The sequence below is a fragment of the Pseudomonas sp. JZ114 genome (assembly GCF_051027705.1).
Lineage (GTDB): Bacteria > Pseudomonadota > Gammaproteobacteria > Pseudomonadales > Pseudomonadaceae > Chryseomonas > Chryseomonas luteola.
On the sequence record NZ_CP069256.1, the window covers coordinates 486,218 to 509,709 of the forward strand.

General features: G+C 53.1%; 21 protein-coding genes and 2 tRNA genes. 17 read left to right on the forward strand and 6 right to left on the reverse strand.

The window, feature by feature from the left end:
• The first annotated feature begins 60 nt into the window (after positions 1-60).
• The 17 genes from JQR90_RS02350 to JQR90_RS02430 all read left to right on the forward strand — a co-directional run bounded on the left by JQR90_RS02350 (position 61) and on the right by JQR90_RS02430 (position 15,833).
• On the forward strand, positions 61-315 hold the full coding sequence (locus JQR90_RS02350) for a hypothetical protein (RefSeq protein WP_434136218.1): 255 nt from the start codon (positions 61-63) through the stop codon (positions 313-315).
• Between the two features lie 78 nt (positions 316-393).
• A complete protein-coding gene (gene ftsH / locus JQR90_RS02355) occupies positions 394-2,304 on the forward strand; it encodes an ATP-dependent zinc metalloprotease FtsH (RefSeq protein WP_019366086.1) in 1,911 nt (636 codons plus the stop codon).
• A gap of 7 nt (positions 2,305-2,311) precedes the next feature.
• Entirely contained in the window at positions 2,312-3,160 is an 849-nt protein-coding gene (folP, locus tag JQR90_RS02360; RefSeq protein WP_037030717.1) for a dihydropteroate synthase, read from the forward strand.
• A 15-nt stretch (positions 3,161-3,175) separates the two neighbouring features.
• Positions 3,176-4,513, forward strand: coding sequence for a phosphoglucosamine mutase (glmM, locus tag JQR90_RS02365; protein ID WP_010796805.1), 1,338 nt, complete (start codon positions 3,176-3,178; stop codon positions 4,511-4,513).
• 66 nt (positions 4,514-4,579) lie between these two features.
• A complete protein-coding gene (gene tpiA / locus JQR90_RS02370) occupies positions 4,580-5,338 on the forward strand; it encodes a triose-phosphate isomerase (protein ID WP_286790295.1) in 759 nt (252 codons plus the stop codon).
• Positions 5,338-5,724 (forward strand): preprotein translocase subunit SecG, encoded by a 387-nt coding sequence (gene secG, locus JQR90_RS02375; RefSeq protein WP_010796807.1) that lies wholly within the window; start codon positions 5,338-5,340, stop codon positions 5,722-5,724. Before tpiA ends, secG begins: the two co-directional genes overlap by 1 nt.
• Before the next feature lie 12 nt (positions 5,725-5,736).
• Positions 5,737-5,822, forward strand: a tRNA-Leu gene (locus JQR90_RS02380).
• Between the two features lie 84 nt (positions 5,823-5,906).
• A tRNA-Met gene (locus JQR90_RS02385) sits at positions 5,907-5,983 on the forward strand.
• Positions 5,984-6,111: 128 nt separating this feature from the next.
• Positions 6,112-6,570 (forward strand): ribosome maturation factor RimP, encoded by a 459-nt coding sequence (rimP, locus tag JQR90_RS02390; protein ID WP_010796808.1) that lies wholly within the window; start codon positions 6,112-6,114, stop codon positions 6,568-6,570.
• A 47-nt stretch (positions 6,571-6,617) separates the two neighbouring features.
• Positions 6,618-8,099 (forward strand): transcription termination factor NusA, encoded by a 1,482-nt coding sequence (gene nusA, locus JQR90_RS02395; RefSeq protein ID WP_010796809.1) that lies wholly within the window; start codon positions 6,618-6,620, stop codon positions 8,097-8,099.
• Positions 8,100-8,125: 26 nt separating this feature from the next.
• The gene (infB, locus tag JQR90_RS02400; protein WP_010796810.1) at positions 8,126-10,720 is read left to right on the forward strand and encodes a translation initiation factor IF-2; all 2,595 of its coding nucleotides are present in this window, start codon (positions 8,126-8,128) and stop codon (positions 10,718-10,720) included.
• A 94-nt stretch (positions 10,721-10,814) separates the two neighbouring features.
• Positions 10,815-11,195 carry a 30S ribosome-binding factor RbfA gene (gene rbfA / locus JQR90_RS02405; protein WP_010796811.1) on the forward strand — a complete coding sequence of 127 codons (381 nt, stop codon included), beginning with the start codon at positions 10,815-10,817 and terminating at the stop codon, positions 11,193-11,195.
• Positions 11,196-11,197: 2 nt separating this feature from the next.
• On the forward strand, positions 11,198-12,112 hold the full coding sequence (gene truB, locus JQR90_RS02410) for a tRNA pseudouridine(55) synthase TruB (protein WP_010796812.1): 915 nt from the start codon (positions 11,198-11,200) through the stop codon (positions 12,110-12,112).
• A gap of 95 nt (positions 12,113-12,207) precedes the next feature.
• Positions 12,208-12,477 (forward strand): 30S ribosomal protein S15, encoded by a 270-nt coding sequence (gene rpsO, locus JQR90_RS02415; RefSeq protein ID WP_010796813.1) that lies wholly within the window; start codon positions 12,208-12,210, stop codon positions 12,475-12,477.
• Positions 12,478-12,631: 154 nt separating this feature from the next.
• Positions 12,632-14,737 (forward strand): polyribonucleotide nucleotidyltransferase, encoded by a 2,106-nt coding sequence (gene pnp / locus JQR90_RS02420; RefSeq protein ID WP_010796814.1) that lies wholly within the window; start codon positions 12,632-12,634, stop codon positions 14,735-14,737.
• Between the two features lie 235 nt (positions 14,738-14,972).
• Positions 14,973-15,335: a BON domain-containing protein gene (locus tag JQR90_RS02425; protein WP_010796815.1), complete on the forward strand. Its 363-nt coding sequence runs from the start codon at positions 14,973-14,975 to the stop codon at positions 15,333-15,335.
• A 54-nt stretch (positions 15,336-15,389) separates the two neighbouring features.
• Entirely contained in the window at positions 15,390-15,833 is a 444-nt protein-coding gene (locus JQR90_RS02430) for a PA2169 family four-helix-bundle protein (RefSeq protein WP_010796816.1), read from the forward strand.
• Here JQR90_RS02430 and JQR90_RS02435 read toward each other — a convergent pair whose 3' ends face one another.
• The 6 genes from JQR90_RS02435 to acs all read right to left on the reverse strand — a co-directional run bounded on the left by JQR90_RS02435 (position 15,834) and on the right by acs (position 23,399).
• A complete protein-coding gene (locus JQR90_RS02435; RefSeq protein ID WP_010796817.1) occupies positions 15,834-16,145 on the reverse strand; it encodes a DUF2845 domain-containing protein in 312 nt (103 codons plus the stop codon).
• 9 nt (positions 16,146-16,154) lie between these two features.
• Positions 16,155-16,448, reverse strand: coding sequence for a DUF2845 domain-containing protein (locus JQR90_RS02440; RefSeq protein ID WP_010796818.1), 294 nt, complete (start codon positions 16,446-16,448; stop codon positions 16,155-16,157).
• A gap of 8 nt (positions 16,449-16,456) precedes the next feature.
• Positions 16,457-19,315 (reverse strand): DUF748 domain-containing protein, encoded by a 2,859-nt coding sequence (locus JQR90_RS02445; RefSeq protein ID WP_434140361.1) that lies wholly within the window; start codon positions 19,313-19,315, stop codon positions 16,457-16,459.
• An 80-nt stretch (positions 19,316-19,395) separates the two neighbouring features.
• Entirely contained in the window at positions 19,396-20,412 is a 1,017-nt protein-coding gene (locus tag JQR90_RS02450; protein WP_434140363.1) for a class I SAM-dependent rRNA methyltransferase, read from the reverse strand.
• A gap of 71 nt (positions 20,413-20,483) precedes the next feature.
• Positions 20,484-21,362 carry an oxygenase MpaB family protein gene (locus tag JQR90_RS02455; protein WP_150348156.1) on the reverse strand — a complete coding sequence of 293 codons (879 nt, stop codon included), beginning with the start codon at positions 21,360-21,362 and terminating at the stop codon, positions 20,484-20,486.
• Between the two features lie 87 nt (positions 21,363-21,449).
• A complete protein-coding gene (gene acs, locus JQR90_RS02460; RefSeq protein WP_434140365.1) occupies positions 21,450-23,399 on the reverse strand; it encodes an acetate--CoA ligase in 1,950 nt (649 codons plus the stop codon).
• Positions 23,400-23,492 lie beyond the last annotated feature (93 nt).

The window sequence follows — 23,492 nt, forward strand, 5'->3', positions numbered from 1 at the left end:
TTTTGTAAGCTGGCGCCTGATCCTGCGCAGTGTCTACTGCGTCCGGCTGGTGAATTCTTAATCAAAATATTTCAAGACGAGGGGTTTGGCAGTTACCTGAAGCTGGAGCGGGAGAACTTCGACAAGGTTGTTATGCGCACGTCTTCTGCGTCACAAGATCGTCTGCATGAGCAGTATTTGCTGGTGCGAGGCCTAAAGGTAACGCGCAGTCAGATGCAACGGCAGACTCTTCTGAAAGTCTCAGCTAAAGTGAGAAGAGCGACGGATCTCATAAAGGGTTACAGACGGCCGCTGCTCAGCGTCAGCGTTGTGTAGTAACTTACCGGCCAATAGCCGGTTTCGATACGAACGGTTCCAAGCGAAGCCGGCTCAGAGGGTAGTCAATTGAACGATATGGCAAAGAATCTGATTCTATGGCTCATCATCGCAGCCGTACTGGTCACGGTGATGAACAATTTCTCCAGTCCCAATGAGCCGCAAACGCTCAATTATTCTGACTTCATTCAGCAAGTGAAGGACGGTCAGGTTGAGCGTGTGACTGTCGACGGTTACGTCATCACGGGAAAACATCGTGGCGGCGATACGTTCAAGACGGTTCGGCCTGCTATTCAGGACAACGGTCTGATTGGTGATCTGGTCAACAATAATGTGGTCATTGAAGGCAAAATGCCTGAACAGCAGAGCATCTGGACGCAGCTACTTGTAGCGAGCTTCCCGATTCTGGTGATCATTGCCGTGTTCATGTTCTTTATGAGGCAGATGCAAGGCGGCGCAGGTGGACGCGGCGGCCCCATGAGCTTCGGCAAGAGCAAGGCACGACTACTATCTGAAGATCAGGTGCGAACAACGTTTGCAGACGTTGCTGGCTGTGATGAGGCGAAAGAAGAAGTTACCGAGCTGGTAGAGTTTCTGCGTGACCCCGGTAAGTTTCAGCGTCTGGGTGGACGTATTCCTCGTGGTGTGCTGATGGTAGGTCCGCCCGGTACAGGCAAGACCCTGTTGGCAAAGGCTGTTGCCGGTGAGGCCAAGGTACCTTTTTTCACTATTTCAGGTTCCGACTTCGTTGAAATGTTCGTGGGCGTTGGTGCTAGCCGCGTTCGTGACATGTTTGATCAGGCGAAAAAACATGCGCCCTGCATTATTTTTATCGACGAGATCGATGCGGTTGGCCGCCACCGTGGAGCGGGTATGGGCGGTGGTCATGATGAGCGTGAGCAGACCCTGAACCAATTGCTGGTTGAGATGGACGGCTTCGAAATGAATGACGGTATTATCGTCATAGCTGCTACCAACCGTCCTGATGTACTTGACCCTGCTTTACTACGCCCGGGTCGCTTCGATCGTCAGGTCGTAGTAGGTCTTCCAGATATTCGTGGTCGTGAGCAAATCCTTAAGGTTCACATGCGGAAAGTTCCAATGGGAGATCGTGTGGATGCCGCTGTTATTGCGCGTGGCACCCCGGGGTTTTCGGGCGCTGACCTTGCCAATCTGGTAAACGAAGCCTCTCTATTTGCAGCGCGTTCCAATAAGCGCACCGTAGATATGCGTGAATTCGAGTTGGCCAAAGACAAGATCATGATGGGCGCAGAGCGCAAGACAATGGTCATGTCCGAGAAGGAGAAGCGCAACACTGCTTATCACGAGGCGGGGCACGCTATCGTAGGTCGCCTGGTGCCTGAGCATGACCCTGTCTACAAGGTCTCGATTATTCCTCGTGGACGCGCTTTAGGTGTAACCATGTTCCTGCCTGAGGAGGATCGTTACAGTCTGTCCAAACGGGCGTTGGAGAGTCAGATCTGCTCGCTGTTTGGAGGACGAATCGCTGAGGAGATGACGCTTGGCTTCGAAGGTGTCACTACTGGCGCTTCGAATGACATCATGCGCGCTACTCAGTTGGCTCGCAATATGGTCACCAAGTGGGGCTTGTCTGAAAAGCTCGGCCCGCTACTCTACGGTGAGGAAGAAAGTGAAAGCTTCCTGGGTCGTGGTTCGGGTGGTGGTAGCGGCAGCATGTCAGGTGAGACAGCCAAAGAGATCGACTCTGAAATCCGGCGAATCATCAATGACTGTTACAACACAGCCAAGCGTCTGTTGGATGAGAATCGAGACAAGCTGGAAATGATGTCTGACGCTCTGATGAAGTACGAGACGATTGATGCTGATCAGATCGACGACATCATGGCAGGTCGTGTACCGAGGGAGCCGCGTGATTGGCAGGACGGTTCAGGTCCTACCGGCACCAATGCTACTCAAGGAGATAGTCGTCCCGAAACACCAATAGGTGGACCGGCAGGCGAGCACTAATTTCTCCATGATTCCTGTTTCAATCCAAACCCGACTGCTTTGCGGCAGTCGGGTTCTTGATTTATCACATCCCCATGTCATGGGGATCCTCAATGTCACCCCTGATTCCTTTTCTGATGGCGGCCGGTTCAATACCTTGGATAGCGCGCTGTTTCATGCACGTGCTTTGGTATCGGCAGGTGCCACCCTTGTTGATATTGGCGGCGAGTCAACAAGGCCTGGAGCTCCTGCTGTTTCAGAGGACGAAGAGCTCAGTCGGGTAGTGCCTGTAGTTGAAGCTATATCTAAAGAATTGGACGTTATCATTTCGGTTGATACCTCTTCACCTCAGGTGATGCTTGAGAGTGCAAAGGTGGGGGCGGGACTGATTAATGACGTGCGTGCCTTGAAGCGTCCCGGTGCGCTTGAGGCTGCCGCTGCAGCAGGCTTACCTGTCTGTCTGATGCATATGCAGGGTGAGCCTGGGACAATGCAGCAAAACCCTCATTATGAGGATGTGGTTACCGATGTGATTGCCTTCTTGAGTGAGCGGGTTGCTGCTTGTGAAAATGAAGGGATTCGTCGCGACCAACTTATTCTTGATCCTGGCTTCGGGTTTGCCAAAACGCTTGAGCATAACCTTGTTCTGTTCAAGCGTATGCCAGAGTTGTTTGAGCTAGCGTTGCCGCTGTTAGTAGGCGTTTCACGTAAGAGCATGATCGGGGCGGTCCTGACCAAACCTGTCGAAGAGCGTTTATATGGCAGTCTCGCTTTAGCTGCACTCGCGGTTGCCAAGGGAGCCAGTATTATCCGGGTGCATGATGTAGAGCAGACGGTTGATGTTATAAAAATGATTGCTGCGGTAGAGCAGGCTTAAGGCAAGGCGATAGCAATGGCTAGAAAGTATTTTGGAACAGATGGAATTCGTGGTCGCGTAGGTGAGTATCCCATTACGCCTGACTTTATGTTGAAGTTGGGATGGGCTGCGGGCATTGCGTTTCGTAGTCAGGGTATCTGTCGTGTCTTAGTAGGTAAGGATACGCGTAACTCTGGTTATATGTTCGAATCTGCACTTGAGGCCGGCCTTTCAGCCGCTGGCGCAGATGTCATGCTTTTAGGGCCGATGCCAACGCCAGGTATCGCTTATCTTACACGTACATTCCAGGCTAATGCCGGCATTGTTATCAGTGCCTCCCATAACCCGTTCTACGATAACGGGATCAAGTTCTTTTCCGGGTTGGGCACTAAGTTGCCTGATGAGGTAGAGCTGATGATTGAGGAGTTACTGGATCAGCCGATGACTGTTGTGGAGTCTGCTCGCATCGGTAAAGTGTCTCGTATCAATGATGCCGCAGGGCGCTATATAGAGTTCTGCAAAAGTAGTGTGCCAGCGGGTACCAGTTTTGCTGGTATGCGGATCGTAGTCGACTGTGCTCACGGTGCGACTTACAAGATTGCCCCAAGTGTCTTCCGTGAGCTGGGTGCTCAGGTTAGTGTTATCGGTGCTCAGCCAGATGGTCTCAATATCAACAAAAATTGCGGCTCTACTCATTTAGGCGAGCTGCAGAAGGCTGTGCGGGATCAGCATGCTGACCTTGGTATTGCCTTTGATGGCGATGGTGATCGTGTGTTGATGGTTGATCATACAGGCGCAATCGTTGATGGGGACGAGCTCTTGTTCCTGATTGCGAAGGATCTCAAGGGCCGCAATCGCCTTGATGGTGGGGTCGTGGGTACTCAGATGAGCAATCTGGGGTTGGAGCTTGGTCTGGCTGAGTTGGGAATTCCATTTGCCAGGGCCAAGGTCGGCGACCGCTATGTCATGGCTGAGCTCTTGTCCAAGAAATGGACGCTAGGTGGCGAGAGTTCTGGTCACATTGTATGTTGCCAGTACACCACAACGGGCGATGCCATTATTTCCGCTTTGCAGGTTTTGATGGCATTGAGGCGCGCTGGGCAAACATTGGCAGAGGCGCGTAAGGGCCTCAAAAAGTATCCTCAAGTGCTTATCAATGTGCGCTACTCCGGAGACGTAGATCCCTTGGCGCATCCTGACGTACAAAAAGCATGTACAGAAGTGACCGAGCAAATGGCGGGTAAAGGGCGTGTTTTACTGCGTAAGTCGGGAACAGAACCGCTTGTTCGAGTAATGGTTGAAGGCAGCGACGAACGCCAGGTTCACAAGCATGCAGAAGCCTTGGCTAAGCTGGTAAGTGAGGTATGTGCTTGATTTGGCTTGTCAAAGCAAAAAAACTTAGATAATATCTGCGCCCACTTCGCTCACTGAGGCATTAGCATGCGCAAGCCTTTGGTCGCTGGTAACTGGAAAATGCACGGAACACGTGCAGATGTAGCCGAGCTGATAGAAGGGTTGAGTAAGCTCGCCTTGTCTGATGAAGTTGAGATGGTAGTGTTTCCGCCATTTCTGTTTATTGATCAGGTAGAGGTAGGCCTTGCGGATAGTAGTATAGGCCTCGGCGCGCAAGATTGTGCCGTGCAGCCTGAGCAAGGTGCGCTCACTGGTGAGATAGCAGCTTCTCAGTTGCGTGATGTGGGCTGTGGATATGTCCTTGTAGGGCATTCCGAGCGTCGTTTGATCTTGCTAGAAGATGACGATACGGTTGCAAAAAAGTTTGCTTCAGCCCAAAAGATGGGTATAGTGCCGGTCCTTTGTGTTGGTGAGACTCGAGAGCAGCGAGAAGCTGGTAAGACCTTTGACGTTGTTAAAGGGCAGCTCAAATCTGTAATAGATGTGCTGGGTATCGAGGCTTTTGAGTCTGCGGTTGTAGCCTATGAGCCTGTATGGGCGATAGGTACAGGATTGACAGCAACTCCTGATGAAGCTCAGGCGGTGCATCAGGAACTGCGACAGTTTATCCGCTCTTATAGCAATGTTGTGGCTGATAAAGTTCGGCTGCTATACGGTGGAAGTGTAAAGGGCGGTAATGCTGCCGAATTGTTCGGTATGCCTGATATCGATGGTGGGCTTGTAGGTGGAGCCTCCCTAAATGCGAATGAATTTGGCGTGATTTATCACGCTGCTGGAAGTAAATGATGTTAGAAACTCTAGTTGTTGTCGTGCATCTGCTAATGGCGCTGGGACTGGTTGTCCTAGTTCTTCTTCAGCAGGGTAAAGGTGCGGACGCTGGTGCTTCTTTTGGTGCAGGTGCTTCGGGTACTGTTTTTGGAAGCCAAGGTTCTGCTACCTTTTTGAGTCGTTTTACTGCTATACTGGCGGCGGTTTTTTTTGCTACTAGTTTAGGTTTGGCTTATTTCGCTAAGGAAAAAGCCAACGCGTTGCAGGAAGTGGGGCTTCCTAAGCCTGCAGCCATGCAGCAGGCGCCTGAAGTTCAGAAGCCTGCGGCAAATGATGATGTTCCCATGCCACAGCAGAAACCTTCGGCATCCTCAGAAGGTGATGTTCCGGGAAATCAGAAATAGTAAGAAGTTTTTGCCGAAGTGGTGGAATTGGTAGACACGCTATCTTGAGGGGGTAGTGGCCAACGGCTGTATGGGTTCGAGTCCCATCTTCGGCACCATATTTAGACACTGAAAATAGTGTCGTGAGCGTAAGTAGATTGACCTGAAAGAGACTCTTTCTTATACTTTCGCTCCAGCTTTGACGCGGGGTGGAGCAGTCTGGTAGCTCGTCGGGCTCATAACCCGAAGGTCGTAGGTTCAAATCCTGCCCCCGCAACCAGTCAACAAAGGCCCCTTTATAGGGGCTTTTTGTTAGCTGAACAATCAGGTCGTGCGTTCTTGCAGCGACCACAAGGGATGGGCGTTATCGCCCATTTTTTATTTGCACAGCATGCGTGAGGCAACCAGGTGTCGAGCAAGCTAGAACAGTTGCAAGCCATGCTGGCCCCCGTCATCGAAGCGCTTGGCTATGAATGCTGGGGCATCGAGTACATTTCCCAGGGCCGGCATTCTCTGCTAAGGGTCTATATCGATCATTCAAACGGAATTCTGGTTGAGGACTGTGAAAAAGTCAGTCGTCAAGTTAGCGGGATTTTAGACGTAGAAGATCCTATTCCGGGCGAATACACCTTGGAGGTTTCATCTCCAGGTATGGATAGACCTTTATTCACTCTTGAGCAATTCAACGCTTTTGTCGGTGAGCAAGTAAAAATAAGGCTTCGTTCGCCTTATGAAGGCCGCCGCAATTTTCAAGGCCTTTTGCGCGGTGTGGAAGAACAGGATGTCGTGGTTCAGGTTGATGACCATGAATATCTGCTTCCCGTCGAGATGATCGATAAGGCTAATGTCATTCCCCGATTTGAATAAGGCGCAAATCCGCGGATCCCAAAGGATTGCGACAGGCGAGGCGTACGATGAGTAAAGAAGTTCTACTGGTAGTGGAATCGGTTTCCAATGAAAAAGGTGTTCCGCCCGGTGTCATTTTCGAGGCATTGGAGCTAGCCCTGGCCACTGCCACAAAGAAACGCTACGAAGAAGATGTAGAGCTGCGTGTGGCTATTAATCGCCACAACGGTAGTTATGAAACGTTTCGCTGCTGGACAGTTGTCAAAGATGAAGACTTTGATAATCCAGCAGCAAACCTGACGCTCGATGAGGCTCAGGAAATCAATCCAGATGCCAAGATTGGCGATCTGATTGAAGAAAAGATCGAATCCATAGAGTTCGGCCGCATCGCGGCTCAAACAGCCAAGCAAGTTATTGTCCAGAAAGTGCGTGAAGCTGAGCGTGCTCAGATTGTTGATGCTTACCGGGAAAAAGTGGGTGAGATCATTTCTGGTACAGTCAAAAAAGTTACGCGAGACAATGTAATCGTCGACTTGGGCAACAATGCAGAAGCCTTACTGGCTCGTGATCAGATCATCCCACGGGAAAACTTCCGTGTTGGCGTTCGGGTTCGTGCACTGCTCAAGGAAATCCGTACGGAAAATCGTGGCCCTCAGCTAATCCTGTCGCGCACAGCGCCTGAAATGTTGATTGAGCTGTTCCGGATTGAAGTACCGGAAATATCTGAGCAGCTGATTGATGTTATGGCCGCTGCTCGGGATCCAGGCTCGCGTGCAAAAATTGCCGTGCGCTCGAAAGACAAGCGTATCGATCCGCAGGGTGCCTGTATCGGCATGCGGGGATCGCGTGTCCAGGCCGTGTCTGGCGAATTGGGCGGTGAGCGAGTAGACATCGTTTTGTGGGATGACAACCCTGCTCAGTTCGTTATCAATGCCATGGCGCCTGCTGAGGTTGCGTCAATCATTGTTGATGAAGATACCCACACCATGGATATCGCAGTTGCCGCTGATAATTTGGCTCAGGCTATTGGTCGTAGTGGCCAAAACGTTCGCCTTGCAAGTCAATTGACAGGCTGGACGCTGAACGTGATGACCGAAGAGGACATCATGGCCAAGCAGCAGGCAGAGACGGGCGATATTCTTCAGCAGTTTGTAGACGAACTGGACGTAGATGAAGAGTTGGCTCAAGTGTTGGTTGAAGAAGGTTTCACCACGCTCGAAGAAATCGCCTACGTTCCCATGGAGGAAATGCTCAATATTGATGGTTTCGATGAAGACATCGTCAATGAGCTTCGTAATAGGGCTAAGGACCGCCTGTTAACCCGTGCCATCGCGACGGAAGAACAACTGGCTGACAAGAAGCCGGAAGAAGATTTGCTTAGTCTCGAAGGCATGACTGAGGAACTCGCGCTTGAGCTGGCGCAGCGAGGCGTTGCCAATCGCGAAGATCTTGCCGAGCAGTCCATTGATGATCTGCTCGATATTAACGGCATGAATGAAGAGCGTGCCGGCAAGTTGATCATGGCTGCCCGTGCCCATTGGTTTGAGTGAGCGGTGCTGCCTGAGGAGAAGAGTGCATGACGCAAGTCACGGTGAAAGAACTGGCCCAAACGGTCAATACACCGGTTGAACGCCTGCTGCAGCAAATGCGGGAAGCGGGTCTGTCCCATAGCAGTGCAGACCAGGTTGTGACCGACACTGAAAAGCAAAAACTGCTGTCTCATCTGAAAGGAAACACCAAGCTGGACGAACCGCGTAAAATAACGCTCCAGCGCAAGACTCAAACGACATTGAAGGTGTCTGGAAGCAAGACGGTTAATGTCGAAGTCCGTAAAAAGAAGACCTACGTCAAGCAAAGTCCCGATGAGTTGGCGACCGAACAGCAGCGTGAGCTTGAGGCGCAGCGCGAGGCCGAAGAGGCTGCTCGCTTGAAGGCCGAAGAAGAAGCTCGCCAGCGAGCAGAAGAAGAGATTCGCTTGAAGGCCGAAGAGGAAGCTCGCCTTAAAGCTGAAGAAGAAGCTCGCCAGCAAGCTGCTGCCAAGGCCGCTCAAGAAGTGGCAGAAGCGGCTGCGAAAGCCGCTACAGAAACCAAGCCCGAGGAAGTAGTGGAAGAAGTGGTTGCAAATAAAGCAGCACCGGCAGCGCCGGCAGCTGCATCTGATGAGCGTAAGCGCGAAGAACCGCGTCGTCCCGTAGCGCCGCCTGTAGCAGGCAAGCGGGATGAGGATGAGCGTCGCGATCGCAAGCATGCACAGCACCGTCCTTCCTTGAAGGAGAAGGATAAGGTTAGTAGTCCGCGCGTTGTTCGTAGCGCCGGCGATGATGAAGATGATGGTTTTGGCGGTCGCCGTGGCGGCCGAAACAAGTCCAAGCTCAAAAAGCGTAACCAGCATGGCTTCCAGAACCCTACAGGGCCGGTTGTTCGTGAAGTCGCTTTAGGCGAAACAATTACTGTTGCTGAGCTGGCCCAGCAGATGTCTGTCAAGGCAGCTGAAGTCATCAAGTTCATGTTTAAGATGGGCTCGCCTGCCACGATCAACCAAGTGCTGGATCGTGAAACCGCTCAGCTGGTTGCTGAGGAGCTTGGTCACAAGGTTAAGCTGGTTAGCGAAAATGCATTGGAAGAGCAGCTGGCTGAGTCCCTCAAGTTCGAGGGCGAGCAGGTTCACCGTGCGCCGGTGGTTACGGTCATGGGTCACGTTGACCATGGCAAGACTTCCTTGCTGGACTACATCCGTCGCGCCAAGGTTGCAGCAGGCGAAGCGGGTGGCATTACCCAGCATATCGGCGCCTACCATGTAAACACTGATCGTGGCATGGTGACGTTCCTGGATACCCCTGGTCACGCAGCATTTACCGCCATGCGTGCTCGTGGTGCTCAGGCAACCGACATTGTTATTCTGGTTGTCGCTGCCGATGACGGTGTCATGCCACAGACAGAAGAAGCTATCCAGCACGCTAAGGCTGCTGGTGTGCCGATCGTTGTTGCAGTAAACAAGATCGACAAGCCTGATGCAGATCCGGACCGTGTTAAACATGATCTGGCTGGGCGTGATGTCATCCCAGAAGAGTGGGGCGGTGATACTCAGTTTGTTCATGTATCTGCCAAAGCAGGTACTGGCGTTGATGAGCTGTTAGAAGCCATTCTTCTGCAGGCTGAAGTTCTTGAATTGACTGCAACACCTTCGGCTCCAGGTCGTGGTGTAGTAATTGAGTCGCGCCTTGATAAGGGTCGCGGACCGGTTGCTACTGTTCTGGTGCAAAACGGTACTCTGCGTCAGGGTGATATGGCCCTGGTCGGTGTTAACTTCGGTCGTATCCGTGCCATGCTCGATGAGAACGGCAAGCCGATCAAAGAGGCAGGCCCATCCATCCCCGTCGAAATTCTTGGCTTGGATGGCACGCCGGATGCCGGTGATGAGCTGACTGTTCTGACCGATGAGAAAAAAGCGCGTGAAGTTGCCTTGTTCCGTCAGGGTAAGTTCCGTGAGGTCAAGCTGGCACGTGCTCAGGCAGGCAAGCTCGAAAATATTTTCGAAAACATGGGCCAAGACGAGAAAAAGACGCTTAACATCGTTCTCAAGTCCGATGTGCGCGGTTCTCTAGAGGCTCTGCAAAGCTCGCTAAGTGGTCTGGGTAACGATGAAGTTCAGGTGCGTGTTGTTGCTGGTGGTGTAGGGGGTATCACTGAAAGTGATGCGAACTTAGCGCTGGCTTCTAATGCGGTTCTCTTCGGCTTTAACGTTCGTGCCGATGCTGGTGCTCGTAAGATCATTGAGCAGGAAGGTTTGGATCTACGTTATTACAACGTGATCTACGACATTATCGAAGATGTTAAGAAAGCGCTAACGGGTATGCTGGGCAGCGATGTTCGCGAGAACATTCTGGGCATTGCAGAAGTTCGTGACGTCTTCCGCTCGCCGAAGTTTGGTGCTGTTGCAGGCTGTATGGTTGTTGAAGGCATGGTCCATCGCAATCGTCCGATTCGTGTTCTACGTGAAGATATTGTGATCTTTGAAGGTGAACTTGAATCTCTGCGTCGCTTCAAAGATGACGTGGCTGAAGTTCGTGCCGGCATGGAATGCGGTATCGGTGTGAAGAGCTATAACGACGTTAAGGTCGGCGATAAGATCGAAGTTTTCGAGAAGGTCGAAGTAGCACGCTCGCTGTAATTCACGCAAGCGAAAAGCCAGGAGCTGGAAGTTGCCGCAAGGCAGCTTCCAGCTTCGTCTTTTTAACAGCACCTGGCTTTAAGAGAGAGCGAAGATGGCTAAAGAATACACTCGTACTCAGCGCATCGGTGATCAGATGCAGCGTGAGTTAGCGCTTTTGATTCAGCGGGAAATTAAAGATCCTCGTCTGGGCCTGGTAACGATTACTGGCGTCAATGTGGCGCGTGATCTTTCCCACGCCAAAGTATTTATTACTGTTTTGGGTAAAGATTCGTCTAAGGATATTGCCCAGAATTTAGGGATTCTGAATGAAGCCTCTGGCTTTTTGCGTCAGCAGTTAGGACGCGCAATGAAGCTTAGGACGATCCCGCAAATGCGCTTTCATTATGATGAGAGCATCCGTCGCGGAGCGGAACTGTCTGCGTTGATCGAGCGTGCAGTATCTGAAGATCGTCGTCACGAGGATGGAGAGTAAGCGTGGCGCAAGTGAAACGAATCCGTCGATCGGTTAACGGTATTCTGGTACTCGACAAGCCGAGAGGCCTGACCTCTAATGCGGCCCTGCAGAAGGTACGCTGGTTGCTTAATGCTGAAAAAGCGGGGCATACCGGTAGCCTTGATCCATTGGCAACAGGTGTTTTGCCGTTGTGCTTTGGTGAGGCAACAAAGTTCTCCCAGTATCTGCTTGATGCGGATAAAGGGTATGAAACGGTTATGCAGCTAGGTGTCACTACAACGACAGGTGATGCCGAGGGAGAAATAGTTGACCGTCGAGAGGTAAACCTTGACGCCTCGGCTGTAGAAGCAGCCCTGCCAGTGTTTCGAGGTGATATCCTACAGGTTCCGCCTATGTATTCGGCACTGAAGCGAGACGGTCAGCCGCTCTATAAGCTGGCTCGTGCAGGCGAGGTGGTGGAGCGTGAACCGCGTTCTGTTACTATTAGCCGTCTCGAGCTGCTGGCGCTGACAACGGATCGCGCTACACTCGATGTGCACTGTAGCAAGGGCACCTACATTCGGTCCCTGGTCGAAGACTTAGGCCAGACGCTTGGTTGCGGAGCTCATGTAGCGGAACTACGCAGAACTCAGGCAGGCCCCTTCGCTCTGGCTCAGTCTGTAAGCCTTGAGGTGCTTGAAAAAGCGCACGAAGAAGGTGGTGCAGAAGCGTTGGATGCCTTCCTGCTCCCGGTTGATAGTGGTCTGGAGCACTGGCCGCTGCTACAACTGACCGAGCACACAGCCTACTATTGGTTGCATGGTCAGCCGGTGCGAGCGGCGAACGCGCCCAAATTTGGCTGGATGCGAGTACAGGATAATGAAGGTCGCTTCATCGGTATCGGTGAGGTGACTGACGACGGGCGTATTGCGCCGCGTCGTTTGGTTCGGTCGTAAGACTGATATGAGGGTGGCTGTTAACAGGCATGGTCATTCCTCTTCTCTGAACACGGGGGTAGTTCCCTCGGCCTGTTATATCTAGGAGCCCTATCATGGCACTTAGCGTTGAAGAAAAAGCCCAGATCGTTAACGACTACAAGCGCGGCGAAGGCGATACCGGTTCTCCGGAAGTGCAGGTTGCTCTGCTGTCTGCCAATATCGACAAGCTGCAGGGTCACTTCAAGGCCAACAGCAAGGACCACCACAGCCGTCGTGGTCTGATCCGTATGGTTAACCAGCGTCGTAAGCTGCTGGACTACCTGAAGGCCAAGGACACTACTCGTTACAGTGACCTGATCAGCCGTCTGGGCCTGCGTCGTTGATCACGATGCAAGCTGGACGCTAGTCGCTTAAAAGCTGGGGGTCGGCTATGCCGGTTTCCAGCTTTTTTGCTTCATGCGTCCCCTGAGATCGCGCCGGGTCCGATACCCCGCCGCTCTCAAGATTTCCCCAAGGGCAATACAAGAAGGAAATACTGTGAATCCAGTAATCAAGACATTCAAATTCGGTCAGCAGACCGTAACCCTGGAGACGGGCCGTATTGCGCGTCAGGCCAGTGGTGCAGTACTTGTCAGTACTGAAGACGTTAGCGTTCTGGTCACTGTTGTGGGTGCCAAGTCTCCAGCAGAAGGCCGTGACTTCTTCCCGCTGTCTGTCCACTATCAGGAAAAGACGTATGCGGCAGGTCGTATCCCCGGTGGCTATTTCAAGCGTGAAGGTCGTCCAAGCGAAAAGGAAACATTGACCTCCCGCCTGATCGATCGCCCGATTCGTCCTCTATTCCCCGAAGGCTTCATGAACGAAGTACAGGTTGTCTGTACTGTAGTTTCTACCAACAAGAAGTCTGATCCGGATATTGCTGCCATGATCGGTACGTCTGCCGCTCTGGCTATTTCCGGCATTCCGTTCGCAGGTCCGATTGGTGCTGCACGCGTAGGGTTCCACCCAGAGCTGGGCTATATCATCAACCCAAGCTATGAGCAGCTTCAGAGTTCCAGCCTGGACATGGTTGTCGCAGGTACCTCTGACGCGGTTCTAATGGTTGAGTCCGAAGCGGACGAGCTGACTGAAGACCAGATGCTGGGCGCTGTACTGTTTGCCCATGAAGAGTTCCAGGTTGTCATCGAGGCAATTAAGGCATTTGCTGCTGAAGCAGGCAAGCCTACGTGGGACTGGCAAGCTCCGGTCGAGAACACAGCTTTGGTTAACCAGCTGCGTGCCGAATTTGGTGAGGCAATCTCTCAGGCTTATACCATTACCATCAAGCAGGACCGTTATGCGGCTCTGGGTGAGCTGCGCGATCAGGCTGTGGCCAAGTTTGCGGGTGAGGAAGAGGGTCAGTACAGTGCCGCCGAGGTCAAGGAAATTTTTGGCCTGCTGGAATATCGCACTGTACGTGAGAACATCGTAGGCGGTAAGCCGCGTATCGATGGTCGTGATACCCGTACTGTTCGTCCGCTGAATATTGAAGTGGGTGTGCTGCCCAAGACTCACGGCTCCGCATTGTTTACGCGTGGTGAAACTCAGGCGCTGGTAGCGACTACCCTGGGTACTGCCCGCGATGCTCAGATCCTCGACATGCTGGAAGGCGAGCGCCGTGACACCTTTATGCTGCACTACAACTTCCCGCCTTTCTCGGTCGGTGAGTGCGGACGTATGGGTAGCCCAGGCCGCCGTGAAATTGGTCATGGCCGTCTGGCACGCCGTGGTGTGCAGGCTATGCTGCCTTCTCAGGAAGAGTTTCCCTACAGCATTCGTGTTGTTTCAGAGATCACTGAGTCAAACGGCTCAAGCTCCATGGCTTCTGTCTGCGGTGCCTCGTTGGCATTGATGGATGCTGGTGTTCCAGTTCGCGCTCCGGTTGCTGGCGTTGCGATGGGCCTGGTAAAGGAAGGCGACAGATTTGCTGTTCTGACCGATATTCTAGGTGATGAAGATCACCTCGGCGATATGGACTTCAAGGTGGCCGGTACTGACAAGGGCGTTACCGCTCTGCAGATGGACATCAAGATCAACGGTATTACCGAAGAGATCATGGAAGTCGCTTTGGCTCAGGCTCTAGAGGCTCGCCTCAATATCCTGTCCCAAATGAATCAGATAATCGCCAAGCCGCGTGCAGAGCTGTCTGCCAATGCACCGACCATGATTGCCATGAAGATCGAGCCGGACAAGATCCGCGACGTCATCGGTAAAGGCGGCGCTGTTATTCGTGGAATCTGTGAAGAAACCAAGGCGTCGATCGACATCGAAGATGATGGCAGCGTCAAGATTTACGGCGAAACCCGTGAAGCTGCCGAGGCCGCCAAACAGCGCGTTCTGGGTATTACTGCAGAAGCTGAAATCGGCAAGATCTACGTTGGTAAGGTCGAGCGCATTGTCGATTTCGGTGCGTTCGTAAATATTCTGCCTGGCAAAGATGGTCTGGTACACATTTCCCAGATCAGCGATCAGCGCATCGAGAAGGTTTCCGATGTACTGAAAGAAGGACAGGAAGTGAAGGTATTGGTATTGGACGTGGATAACCGCGGCCGTATCAAGCTCTCTATCAAGGATGTCGCAGCAGCTGAAGCTTCTGGCGCCTGATAGTTAGTAAGTTGAAAGCCCAGCCTTGGCTGGGCTTTTTTATGTCCGTTGTTCATGCAACTTGCATGTATTGCATGAACGATTTATTGCAATGTGCAACGGTTTATTAAAAAGCTAAATTATTAACTTATTGATATTTAATGATTTTTTTGTGAAGCCGACTTGGCATGCTGATTGCGATCATGATTAGTGCTAGCGCCAGGATACGGCGTACACTCAAAACAGGAGTCACACCATGAAGAAGACTTTCAGCCATTTCGCTCTTGCCGCCGCTGCTGTTACCGCTCTAAGCATGCCGCTTGCCGGAGGTGCGTTTGCTGCCACAAACCATCAAACGATGACGTTGGCCGCTAATGACAACGTGGAGAAGGCAGAGGAAACAGTTTCCGACACATGGATCACTGGAAAGGTGAAATCTTCTTTCCTTGCTGATGATCATATCAAAGGGACCGATATCAAGGTCGAGACCAACAAAGGTGTAGTCTCCCTTTCAGGTACCGTTGCGACAGACGCTCAGCGTGAGCTGGCTGTTGAAAAAGCGAAAAATATCAAAGGTGTTAAAGCCGTATCGGCTGATGGCTTGAAATCGGCCGAGTAATCTAAGGTGGCGGGCTTGAAGCCCGCCACTTTTAGTATCTGTGAGGTAAGTGCCATGTCTGGAAAAGCAGATGCCTTTGTGGATCTGATTGAAGTTTCTCGTAATGGCAGAACATTCTACGAGTCAGCGATCAATGCAGTGAGCAGTCCCCAGCTCAAAGCGTTGTTCTCTGAGATGGCTCAGATGAAAGCGGGTCTGGTTATCCTGTTAAGTAGCCAGACATCCTTGCATGGCAGGCAGCCTGCTAATGACAGTCTTTTTGTAAGCTCTTTCAAAGTGCTTTATGAACAGACTAGAGCTGCTCTGGCAGAAGCGGGGGATACCACCTATATTCAAGTATTAGAGGAGTCTGAGGACCAGCTTCTCCACCTGCTGGAGCAGGCCATACACGATATGCCCGAACTGGAAGCCAAGCCGCTGGTTCAGGAGCAGCTACAAAAAGCCAAGCTGTGCCATGATCACCTTTTAGAGCTCAAGCTTCGCCTTAACGTGGCCTAATTACTGGCCGCGCTTGCTTTCAATCTTGAACAGCCGGTCGCCGCGAAACGTCAAATAGTGATACATGCCGTTCCATGGGCCATACACCCATTCTTCGACTTTAACGTCGCTGCGTCTTCTGTAACTGTCTACGACCTCAATGTAACCCAGGTTAGCACGGCTGCCGGGCCTTCCACATTTACGGTAAATTTCGCTGATATGGTCATCTGTATTGACCAGCTGACTACCGCATCGTAAGGACTCGGCATGAGCAGGCCACACTATGGTAGAGAGGATGAGCAGTACAGAGACTCGAAGAGCATTAAAGGGCATGAACAGGCTCTAATCACGTGTGAATTCGATGCTGACAAGTCGGTTGGCTTCAAATGTCAAAATGTAGGTTCCACCATTCCAGGGACCGTAAACCCATTCTTCCCGTGTCGATTCCCTACGACCATAGTCACCCTGCGTGTAGCCTATAAAATCTCGATGCGCAGGTTCGCCGCATTTCCGTTGTACCTCAAACGTACGGTCGCCCCGGTTAACCAAGTTACTGCCGCAGCGGAGCGTGTCACCTAGCGCCACCGAGGCGGAGAGCGCTAGTAATAGGGCTATGGCGGTTGTGGTGTATCTCATCTGCTGTCCTAGCTACTGCCAAGATGAAGTTGTGCCGCGATACGCCCATTATTGCCTTGCTGGCTTGTATTGACATCAATTAAATAAATACGCCCTTCCTCAAGCCCGGTCTTTTCTACGAGGTATTGCTTGATGTTTTGAGCACGCGCCTGTGCCAGTCGTCGCAGAAGCAGATCACTCGTTTTCCATGAGTCAAGAATGGCGGCACTCAGACGCTGCTGCCGCTCGGTATCGCTCAGGTGTGTCCACTCGGCAGGCGGCTGTTGTTTAAGGCGGGTACGGTAAATCCCTTCTAGCAAGGCAGGTCGCATATCTTCCGGTACGGCAAGCTGGGTGGCATCTGCGGGAACCTTGTCGCCTCGCCGCTGCAGCAAATTGTAGTACTGTGTCTGGAATTCGCGCTCCAAGCGCTGCGCAGAAAGTGAAGGGCCGTCGATCTCAACCGCGCTACGGCCTTCTACATCCAGTTGCAGCTGCGGACGCCTTTTTAGCGCCTGGGCCAGCGTATCGAGCGACTGACGCGCCTCACCCGTTAAGTTGACCGAGGCCGCTTCAAAGGGTATCTCGTTGAGGTCCGTTTCTGCTCGACCTGCCAGGCCTGCCAGCATCTTGAAGGGCGATTGGACGGCCCTTGCAATGACGTTGCGCATCGTTTGCCAGATGATGGGCGCCACGCTGAAGTTAGGGTCGTTGAGGTTACCCGCGACAGGGAGAGTCAGGTCAATTCTGCCGTGGGAGTCCTTGAGTAGCGCAACCGCAAGCCTGACAGGCAGGTCGACGGCATCAGGGCTGTCAATCCGTTCACCTAGCTCAAGTTGATCCAATACCAGATGGTTTTGAGCATCCAGCTTGCTGTTGTCGATCCGGTAGTTGAGATCCAAGTCCAGGCGCCCTTTGCGGATAGCATAGCCGGCGAATTTTCCGGAATAGGGCGTGAGGGTTGTAAGTTCAACATGACGGAATGCCGCTGTCACGTTGAGTTTGTTGAGCGGATCCAGTGGGTTCAGACGACCTTTGATATTGACGGGTGCAAAGCGATCCACCTTGCCGGTCAGGCTTATTTCCGCCGGATCGGAGGCCTTTGTATCCAGCGTGCCGATCTGACCGTTCAGCTCCTGAATAGCCGTTATGAAGCTGGGCGTAAGGCTATAGTCTGCAAAATTGGCCGAGCCGTTAACGACATGAATACCGCCGATGTGCAGGGTTAGCGGAGGGGTGTTGTCAGGTGCTTCGTCTTTGGGTTGAGGAATCAGCAGCTGACGAAAGTTGGTGGTCAGGTCTTCGTTGATAATAAGACGGGCATAGGGGCGCAGCAGGGTAATGTCATCAATGGCGAGACGCTGGCCATGCTCGTAGCTGATACCTTTGAGCGTAAGCGTTTGCCAGCGCAGGAAGTCACGCTGGCGCTGGGTATCTAGAGTATGCAGCTGGGTGAGCTGGGCCTGCCCGGTCACGGACAAGGCAAGAGGCGCTGTATCATGGAGAGAGAGGTTGATGTCGCTTGCCAGCATGCCGCTCCGCACTTCAAGACGGATATAGGGGGCAATATAGGCTTGGGCTAGGCGTAGATCGATATCATTGTTAATGATATGCAGGCGAGCAGTCACAGGATTCAATGCCAGCTCACCGCTAACCTCAAGCTGCCCATGTAGACCAACTTGAGCGTTGAGGTTGACCGTGGTCGGCATTTGGCCTGCCAGATCAAGGCTGGATAACGCCAGGTTGATGTTCTTTATATCCAGATCTACAGGTGCTGAAGCGGCCAGGTCTTTTAGATGAAGGCGGCCGCCTTGTAGGTCAGTCTTGCCAATGCTGATCTGCCAATTCGGTGTGTCGGGCAACGCCTCGGGTTGCTTCGGGAAGGTGAACAACTTGGCCCAATCCAGCTGACCGTCCCGATCCTGAGATACCCAGGCCTCCAAGTTTCGGGTCTCGAGCTTTCCCAGATGAATCTGGCGTTTGGTCAGGTCCAGTGTGGCATCGGCAATAGCGAGGTGGTTTAGATGTATCTGTGGCGTGGCATTGACTGCTTTGCTGGAAAACTCATCAAGGCTCAGGCTGGTCTTGGACAGTTGTAGTTGAAAGGTTTTTCCTCTTTCGAGGTGGTACTGAGCATGCCCATTCAACCGACCCTTATCGAGTGAAAGCGGTAGCGCTTCGCTGACATAGGCCCACCAGGGGGCCAGCGCAGCCTCCTTGAGTTCCAGGGAGCCATTAAGGGTGAAAGGGACCAGCTGGAGAGCTCCTTCGCTTGTGAGTGCACCATCCTGGCCTGCTTGGGCACTCAGGCTGTAGCGGCCTGGATTTTCTGTGCGGGTGCCGATGTTTTCCAGGGTCAGATCAATGGGGTTGAAACTGACTTCGACGGGCTGTTTGAGCTGTTGATCTCGGTAATGCACTTGGGCCCTCTGAAGGACAAGAGCATCGATGGTCAAGGGAAAGGGTGGTTCGGTTGCATTTGTCGTAGGCTTGCCTTGAGGGTCGGTATTCTCAGGCGTTTTAAACAGCTCGGTAAGATTTAGCGTACCGTCTTTCTCTAGCGTAACGTCGACAACGGGCTCTTTCAGCTCCAGACGCGCCAGATGCGCTTCCCTTCGCCATAAGCTGTTCAGTTCAAGGTCAGCATAGAGGCGCTTGGCTGCCAAGACAGGGTGTTCGGGAGAACCAATGCGAAACCCCTTCAGTTCTACTTCAAATGTGAAGGGATTGAAGGTGATCTCATCAATCTGAGCAGGCTGCGTGGTGTAACGCGTCAACTGTTGGTTTGCAACGTGCAACGCAACGCGCGGGAGAATCAAAAAACCAAGCAGGCAATACAGCAGGAGGAGCGACAACACAATGGCGGCGCGTTTCAATGCTTTGGGCATGGCGTCTATCCATCAAGAGTGCTCTCCAGTATCGCACGTGCCGCTGTGGTGCCAACGGCAGCATGCGCAAAGCGTGATCGTTACAACTGTAAAATCAAGGTCTTAAGGGGCGGTTGGCCGTCAAAGGACGGGAAGTCCTCGTCTGGCGCGATAACCTGACAGTCACGTACCGGTCTTCCTTGTTTGCTGGCGCAGAGCAGGACAGACTCGCGCCATTCTGCCATGGAGACTTTGGCCAGGTTGTTACAGCACACCAGGGTGCCGTTTTCGGCAGTAGCCAGGAGCGCTGGTTTAAGCAGGCTTTGATAGTCACGCTGAAGATCTACCGTTCCAAAGGCACTTTTGGCCCAGGCCGGTGGATCAAGAAACACAAGGTCGAATTGCTTTGGGTCCAGGCGAGGATAACTGGGCAAGCGCTGGCCTCGACGATGAGTGATAGGTAAGCCGGCTAGCTGGCGAATAGCGGGGAAATAGTCCGACTGAACGAACTGCATGGGCGGCAATGAAGGATTGAGAGTACCGTTTTCCTGACCTACAGCCAGATTGCGCGTAGCGAAGTCCAGATTCCAGACCTCCTGCGCTCCACCAGCCGCCGCGCAGAGTCCTACACCGCAGGTATAGGCAAAGAGATTCAGGACTGACTTGCCCTGGCTGTTCTGCTTGACCCAGCCTCGCGCGTTACGCAAGTCAAGAAAGAGTAACGGGTCTTGGCCAGCATGGCGGCCCCGCACACGATAGGTCAAGCCCCATTCGTGAGCGGTAGTGGCCTCCAGTGCATCTGGTTCGGTTGTATGGGCGGTGCTGCTGCGATCAATTCGGGAATTGCCTTGCGACCGGTCGTTATAGACGAGAAATAATTCCTGGCCCAAAAAACGCTGGACCTGCTGATGCAGTGCAAGGATTACGTCATTTTCGACAGGGGCGTGAAAGCTCTGAATCAGTAATTGTGGGCCGTACCGGTCGAGCGTAAGTCCTGCTGCTCCCTCCTGTGATCCATGAAACAGTCGATAGCAGTCCGTACCCTGGGTGTGGAGTCGTGCCAGGAGCGACTCACGGCGGGACAATGCTGCGTCCAGAGCGGAGAAAAGGGTTTGCATGGGCAGGCCTTGAAGCGAAGAGCAATAAAGGCGTACAGAATACAGATTATTGTGGGCTGCCGTGCGACCGATCAGGGCTTGGTGGGCTGACCCATGCGGCGGCGTGCCCGATGTGAAGAGCCGTTGCGAACCGCCCAGCGTAGCAGGGGAGCTGTACGGTTGACTCCAGCCCTTACCAGATGCCGCTCCGCATGGCCGGGCAGGATATCCAATTGCTGGGCGGCCCATTCAGGTAGCAGATCAATCCCTGCTCTCATGATCAGTGAACCGAACGGCTTGGCCAGCGCACTGGGTGCCGGCGCTGAAAGCAGGATCTGCGTAATCTCACGCGTACGTTCGTCACAGACCAGCTCTGGGCGCATCGTATTGAGGTAATGTTCGATTTCTACCCGTGATACCGGGACTTGCTGAGCGCCCAGTTGCCTGGCAATCAGAGAAACTTCGCGGTAATAGCGGTCCTGCTCCGCAAGGGAAAAGTGGGGATTGAAATAGCGAAGGTAGGCTTTTAGGAAGCTGCTCACCTCCGCGACATGTACCCACGTCAAAAGATCAGGGTCATCGGCTGCGTAAGGGCGTCCATCCAGAGCAACTCCTTTGATATGGCCATGAATCATCCGGACTTTTTCGATCAACCGTTGTGCATCGGCCTGGTTGCCAAAGGTAGTGGCGGCAATGAATTGGCCGGTACGCCGTAATCGGCCCAGCATATCTTCTCGAAAGCGGGAGTGATCCCAGACACCTGCCAGTGCCAAGGGATGCAGCATTTGCAGAAGCAGGGCGGCGACCCCGCCGATCATCATGCAGGTAAAGTCACTGTGTACCTTCCAGCAGGCGGAATCAGGTCCGAATAGGCCAGGGTCCCCAGGTGGGTTTTCGTAATCGACTCCGCCCAGGCTTAGCCCGGTAAGGCTCATGACCTGACTTTCAATACGGCGTCGCAGGATTTCCATTACAGCCCCAAATGATGCTTCATCACGTAAAGCTTAATGGATAACGAGCCGCCAGACATCCAACGCTATGCCCGGCGGCGGTTTTACTCACTTTTTGGCTGCAAGATTCTGCCGATGCTCAATCAGCTCCTGCACGACGGAAGGATCGGCCAGGGTGGAGGTATCGCCCAGAGTATCCAGCTCATCACAGGCAATCTTGCGCAGGATACGTCGCATGATTTTGCCAGAGCGTGTCTTGGGTAGCCGCGGTGCCCACTGGAGGAAGTCCGGTTTTGCAAAGCTGCCAATCTCGGAACTGACCTGAGCCAGCAGGCGCTTTTTCAGCTCATCCGTGGGTTGCACACCGCCCATTGGGGTGACAAATGCATAGACGCACTGGCCTTTCACATCATGGGGGCAGCCTACTACAGCGGCCTCGGCCACTTCGTCATGTAAAGCCAGCACGCTTTCCACTTCTGCCGTGCCGATCCGGTGGCCGGATACGTTGATTACGTCATCCACGCGGCCGGTAATCCAGTAATACCCATCTTCATCACGGCGGGCACCGTCACCGGTGAAATAGTAGCCGGGGTAAGCCTTGAAGTAGGTATCGATCATACGTTGATGATCGCCATAGATGCTTCGGATCTGGCTGGGCCAGCTGGCCTTGATAGCCAGAACACCCGCGGCAGGACCTTCGACCTCCTTGCCCTTGTCATCCAGAAGAACAGGCTGAACGCCAAAGAAGGGGAGTGTAGCCGAGCCGGGCTTGAGGTCCGTTGCGCCAGGGAGCGGTGCGATCAGGATGCTGCCTGTTTCGGTCTGCCACCATGTGTCGACAATAGGGCAGCGCTTTTCACCTACGACGCGGTAGTACCATTCCCACGCTTCAGGGTTAATGGGCTCGCCTACACTACCCAGCAAGCGGAGGCTGGCGCGGGAGCTTTTGTGCACATGGGCGTCTCCCTCACGCATTAGTGCCCGAATGGCGGTAGGGGCTGTATAGAAGATATTGACCTGATGCTTATCCACGACCTGCCAGAAGCGTGAGGCATCCGGATAACTGGGCATGCCTTCGTACATCAGCGTTGTTGCCCCATTGGCCAAGGGACCATAAACGATGTAACTGTGGCCGGTTACCCAGCCGACGTCCGCGGTGCACCAGAAGATCTCACCTTCGTGATAATCGAATACATACTTGAAGGTCATTGCAGAGCCCAGCAGGTAACCCCCGGTGGTATGTAACACCCCTTTGGGTTTGCCGGTCGAGCCCGAGGTGTAGAGGATGAAGAGCGGATCTTCCGCATCCACCGGTTCGGCTGGACATTCATCACTGACGTTTTGCACGGCGTCGTGGTACCAAACGTCCCGACCTTCGGTCCATGCAATATTGCCCTTGGTGCGCTGTACTACGATCACGTTGGAAACATTCGGGCATGAGGCCAAGGCCTTATCCACATTGTTTTTGAGCGGGACACATTTGCCGCCGCGGGTCCCTTCATCGGCGGTAATGACGGTACGGCAATCGGCATCCAGGATACGGTCGCGCAGGGCATCGGGAGAAAAACCGCCAAACACCACGGAGTGGACCGCACCCAGCCGGGAGCAGGCCAGCATGGCATAGGCCGCTTCGGGAATCATGGGGAGATACAGGCACACACGGTCGCCTTTCTTGACGCCATGCGCCTTCAGAACGTTAGCCAGCCTGCAAACATTCTGGTGCAACTCACGGTAGGTGATTTTCTGGGAGTCGGAGGGATTGTCGCCTTCCCAGATAATGGCGACCTGGTCCGCACGCTTGTCCAGATGGCGGTCGACACAGTTGTAGGACACATTCAGTTGACCACCCTTGAACCATGAGGCTTCACCCTTGGCCAGATCGCTATGGTGAACTTCATCCCACGGTTTGAACCAGTCAAGCATGGCTTTGGCCTGCTCACCCCAAAAGCGCTCAGGGTTTTCAATGGACTGGCGATAGAGACGCTCATAGCCTTCTTTATCCAGAAGGGCTTGCTTTTGCACTGTTTCGGGCACGGGGTAGCGATGGTGTTCCGACATGGCGGGCTCCTGTTGTGGTTGTTCTCCGCTTCCATCCACATTAGGCGCTATTTGGGCGATGGGGTTCAGCCAGGCGATAGAGTGTGTGTATTT

What these genes read in the sequence shown, in the direction of transcription:
- rbfA (WP_010796811.1), top strand. Translation starts at nt 10,815, where the DNA reads ATGGCTAAAGAATACACTCGTACTCAGCGCATCGGTGATCAGATGCAG.
- nusA (WP_010796809.1), top strand. Translation starts at nt 6,618, where the DNA reads ATGAGTAAAGAAGTTCTACTGGTAGTGGAATCGGTTTCCAATGAAAAA.
- glmM (WP_010796805.1), top strand. Translation starts at nt 3,176, where the DNA reads ATGGCTAGAAAGTATTTTGGAACAGATGGAATTCGTGGTCGCGTAGGT.
- JQR90_RS02445 (WP_434140361.1), bottom strand. Translation starts at nt 19,315, where the DNA reads ATGCCCAAAGCATTGAAACGCGCCGCCATTGTGTTGTCGCTCCTCCTG.
- JQR90_RS02440 (WP_010796818.1), bottom strand. Translation starts at nt 16,448, where the DNA reads ATGAGATACACCACAACCGCCATAGCCCTATTACTAGCGCTCTCCGCC.
- rpsO (WP_010796813.1), top strand. Translation starts at nt 12,208, where the DNA reads ATGGCACTTAGCGTTGAAGAAAAAGCCCAGATCGTTAACGACTACAAG.
- ftsH (WP_019366086.1), top strand. Translation starts at nt 394, where the DNA reads ATGGCAAAGAATCTGATTCTATGGCTCATCATCGCAGCCGTACTGGTC.
- JQR90_RS02430 (WP_010796816.1), top strand. Translation starts at nt 15,390, where the DNA reads ATGTCTGGAAAAGCAGATGCCTTTGTGGATCTGATTGAAGTTTCTCGT.
- secG (WP_010796807.1), top strand. Translation starts at nt 5,338, where the DNA reads ATGTTAGAAACTCTAGTTGTTGTCGTGCATCTGCTAATGGCGCTGGGA.
- JQR90_RS02425 (WP_010796815.1), top strand. Translation starts at nt 14,973, where the DNA reads ATGAAGAAGACTTTCAGCCATTTCGCTCTTGCCGCCGCTGCTGTTACC.
- JQR90_RS02450 (WP_434140363.1), bottom strand. Translation starts at nt 20,412, where the DNA reads ATGCAAACCCTTTTCTCCGCTCTGGACGCAGCATTGTCCCGCCGTGAG.
- infB (WP_010796810.1), top strand. Translation starts at nt 8,126, where the DNA reads ATGACGCAAGTCACGGTGAAAGAACTGGCCCAAACGGTCAATACACCG.
- tpiA (WP_286790295.1), top strand. Translation starts at nt 4,580, where the DNA reads ATGCGCAAGCCTTTGGTCGCTGGTAACTGGAAAATGCACGGAACACGT.
- JQR90_RS02435 (WP_010796817.1), bottom strand. Translation starts at nt 16,145, where the DNA reads ATGCCCTTTAATGCTCTTCGAGTCTCTGTACTGCTCATCCTCTCTACC.
- acs (WP_434140365.1), bottom strand. Translation starts at nt 23,399, where the DNA reads ATGTCGGAACACCATCGCTACCCCGTGCCCGAAACAGTGCAAAAGCAA.
- folP (WP_037030717.1), top strand. Translation starts at nt 2,312, where the DNA reads ATGATTCCTGTTTCAATCCAAACCCGACTGCTTTGCGGCAGTCGGGTT.
- JQR90_RS02455 (WP_150348156.1), bottom strand. Translation starts at nt 21,362, where the DNA reads ATGGAAATCCTGCGACGCCGTATTGAAAGTCAGGTCATGAGCCTTACC.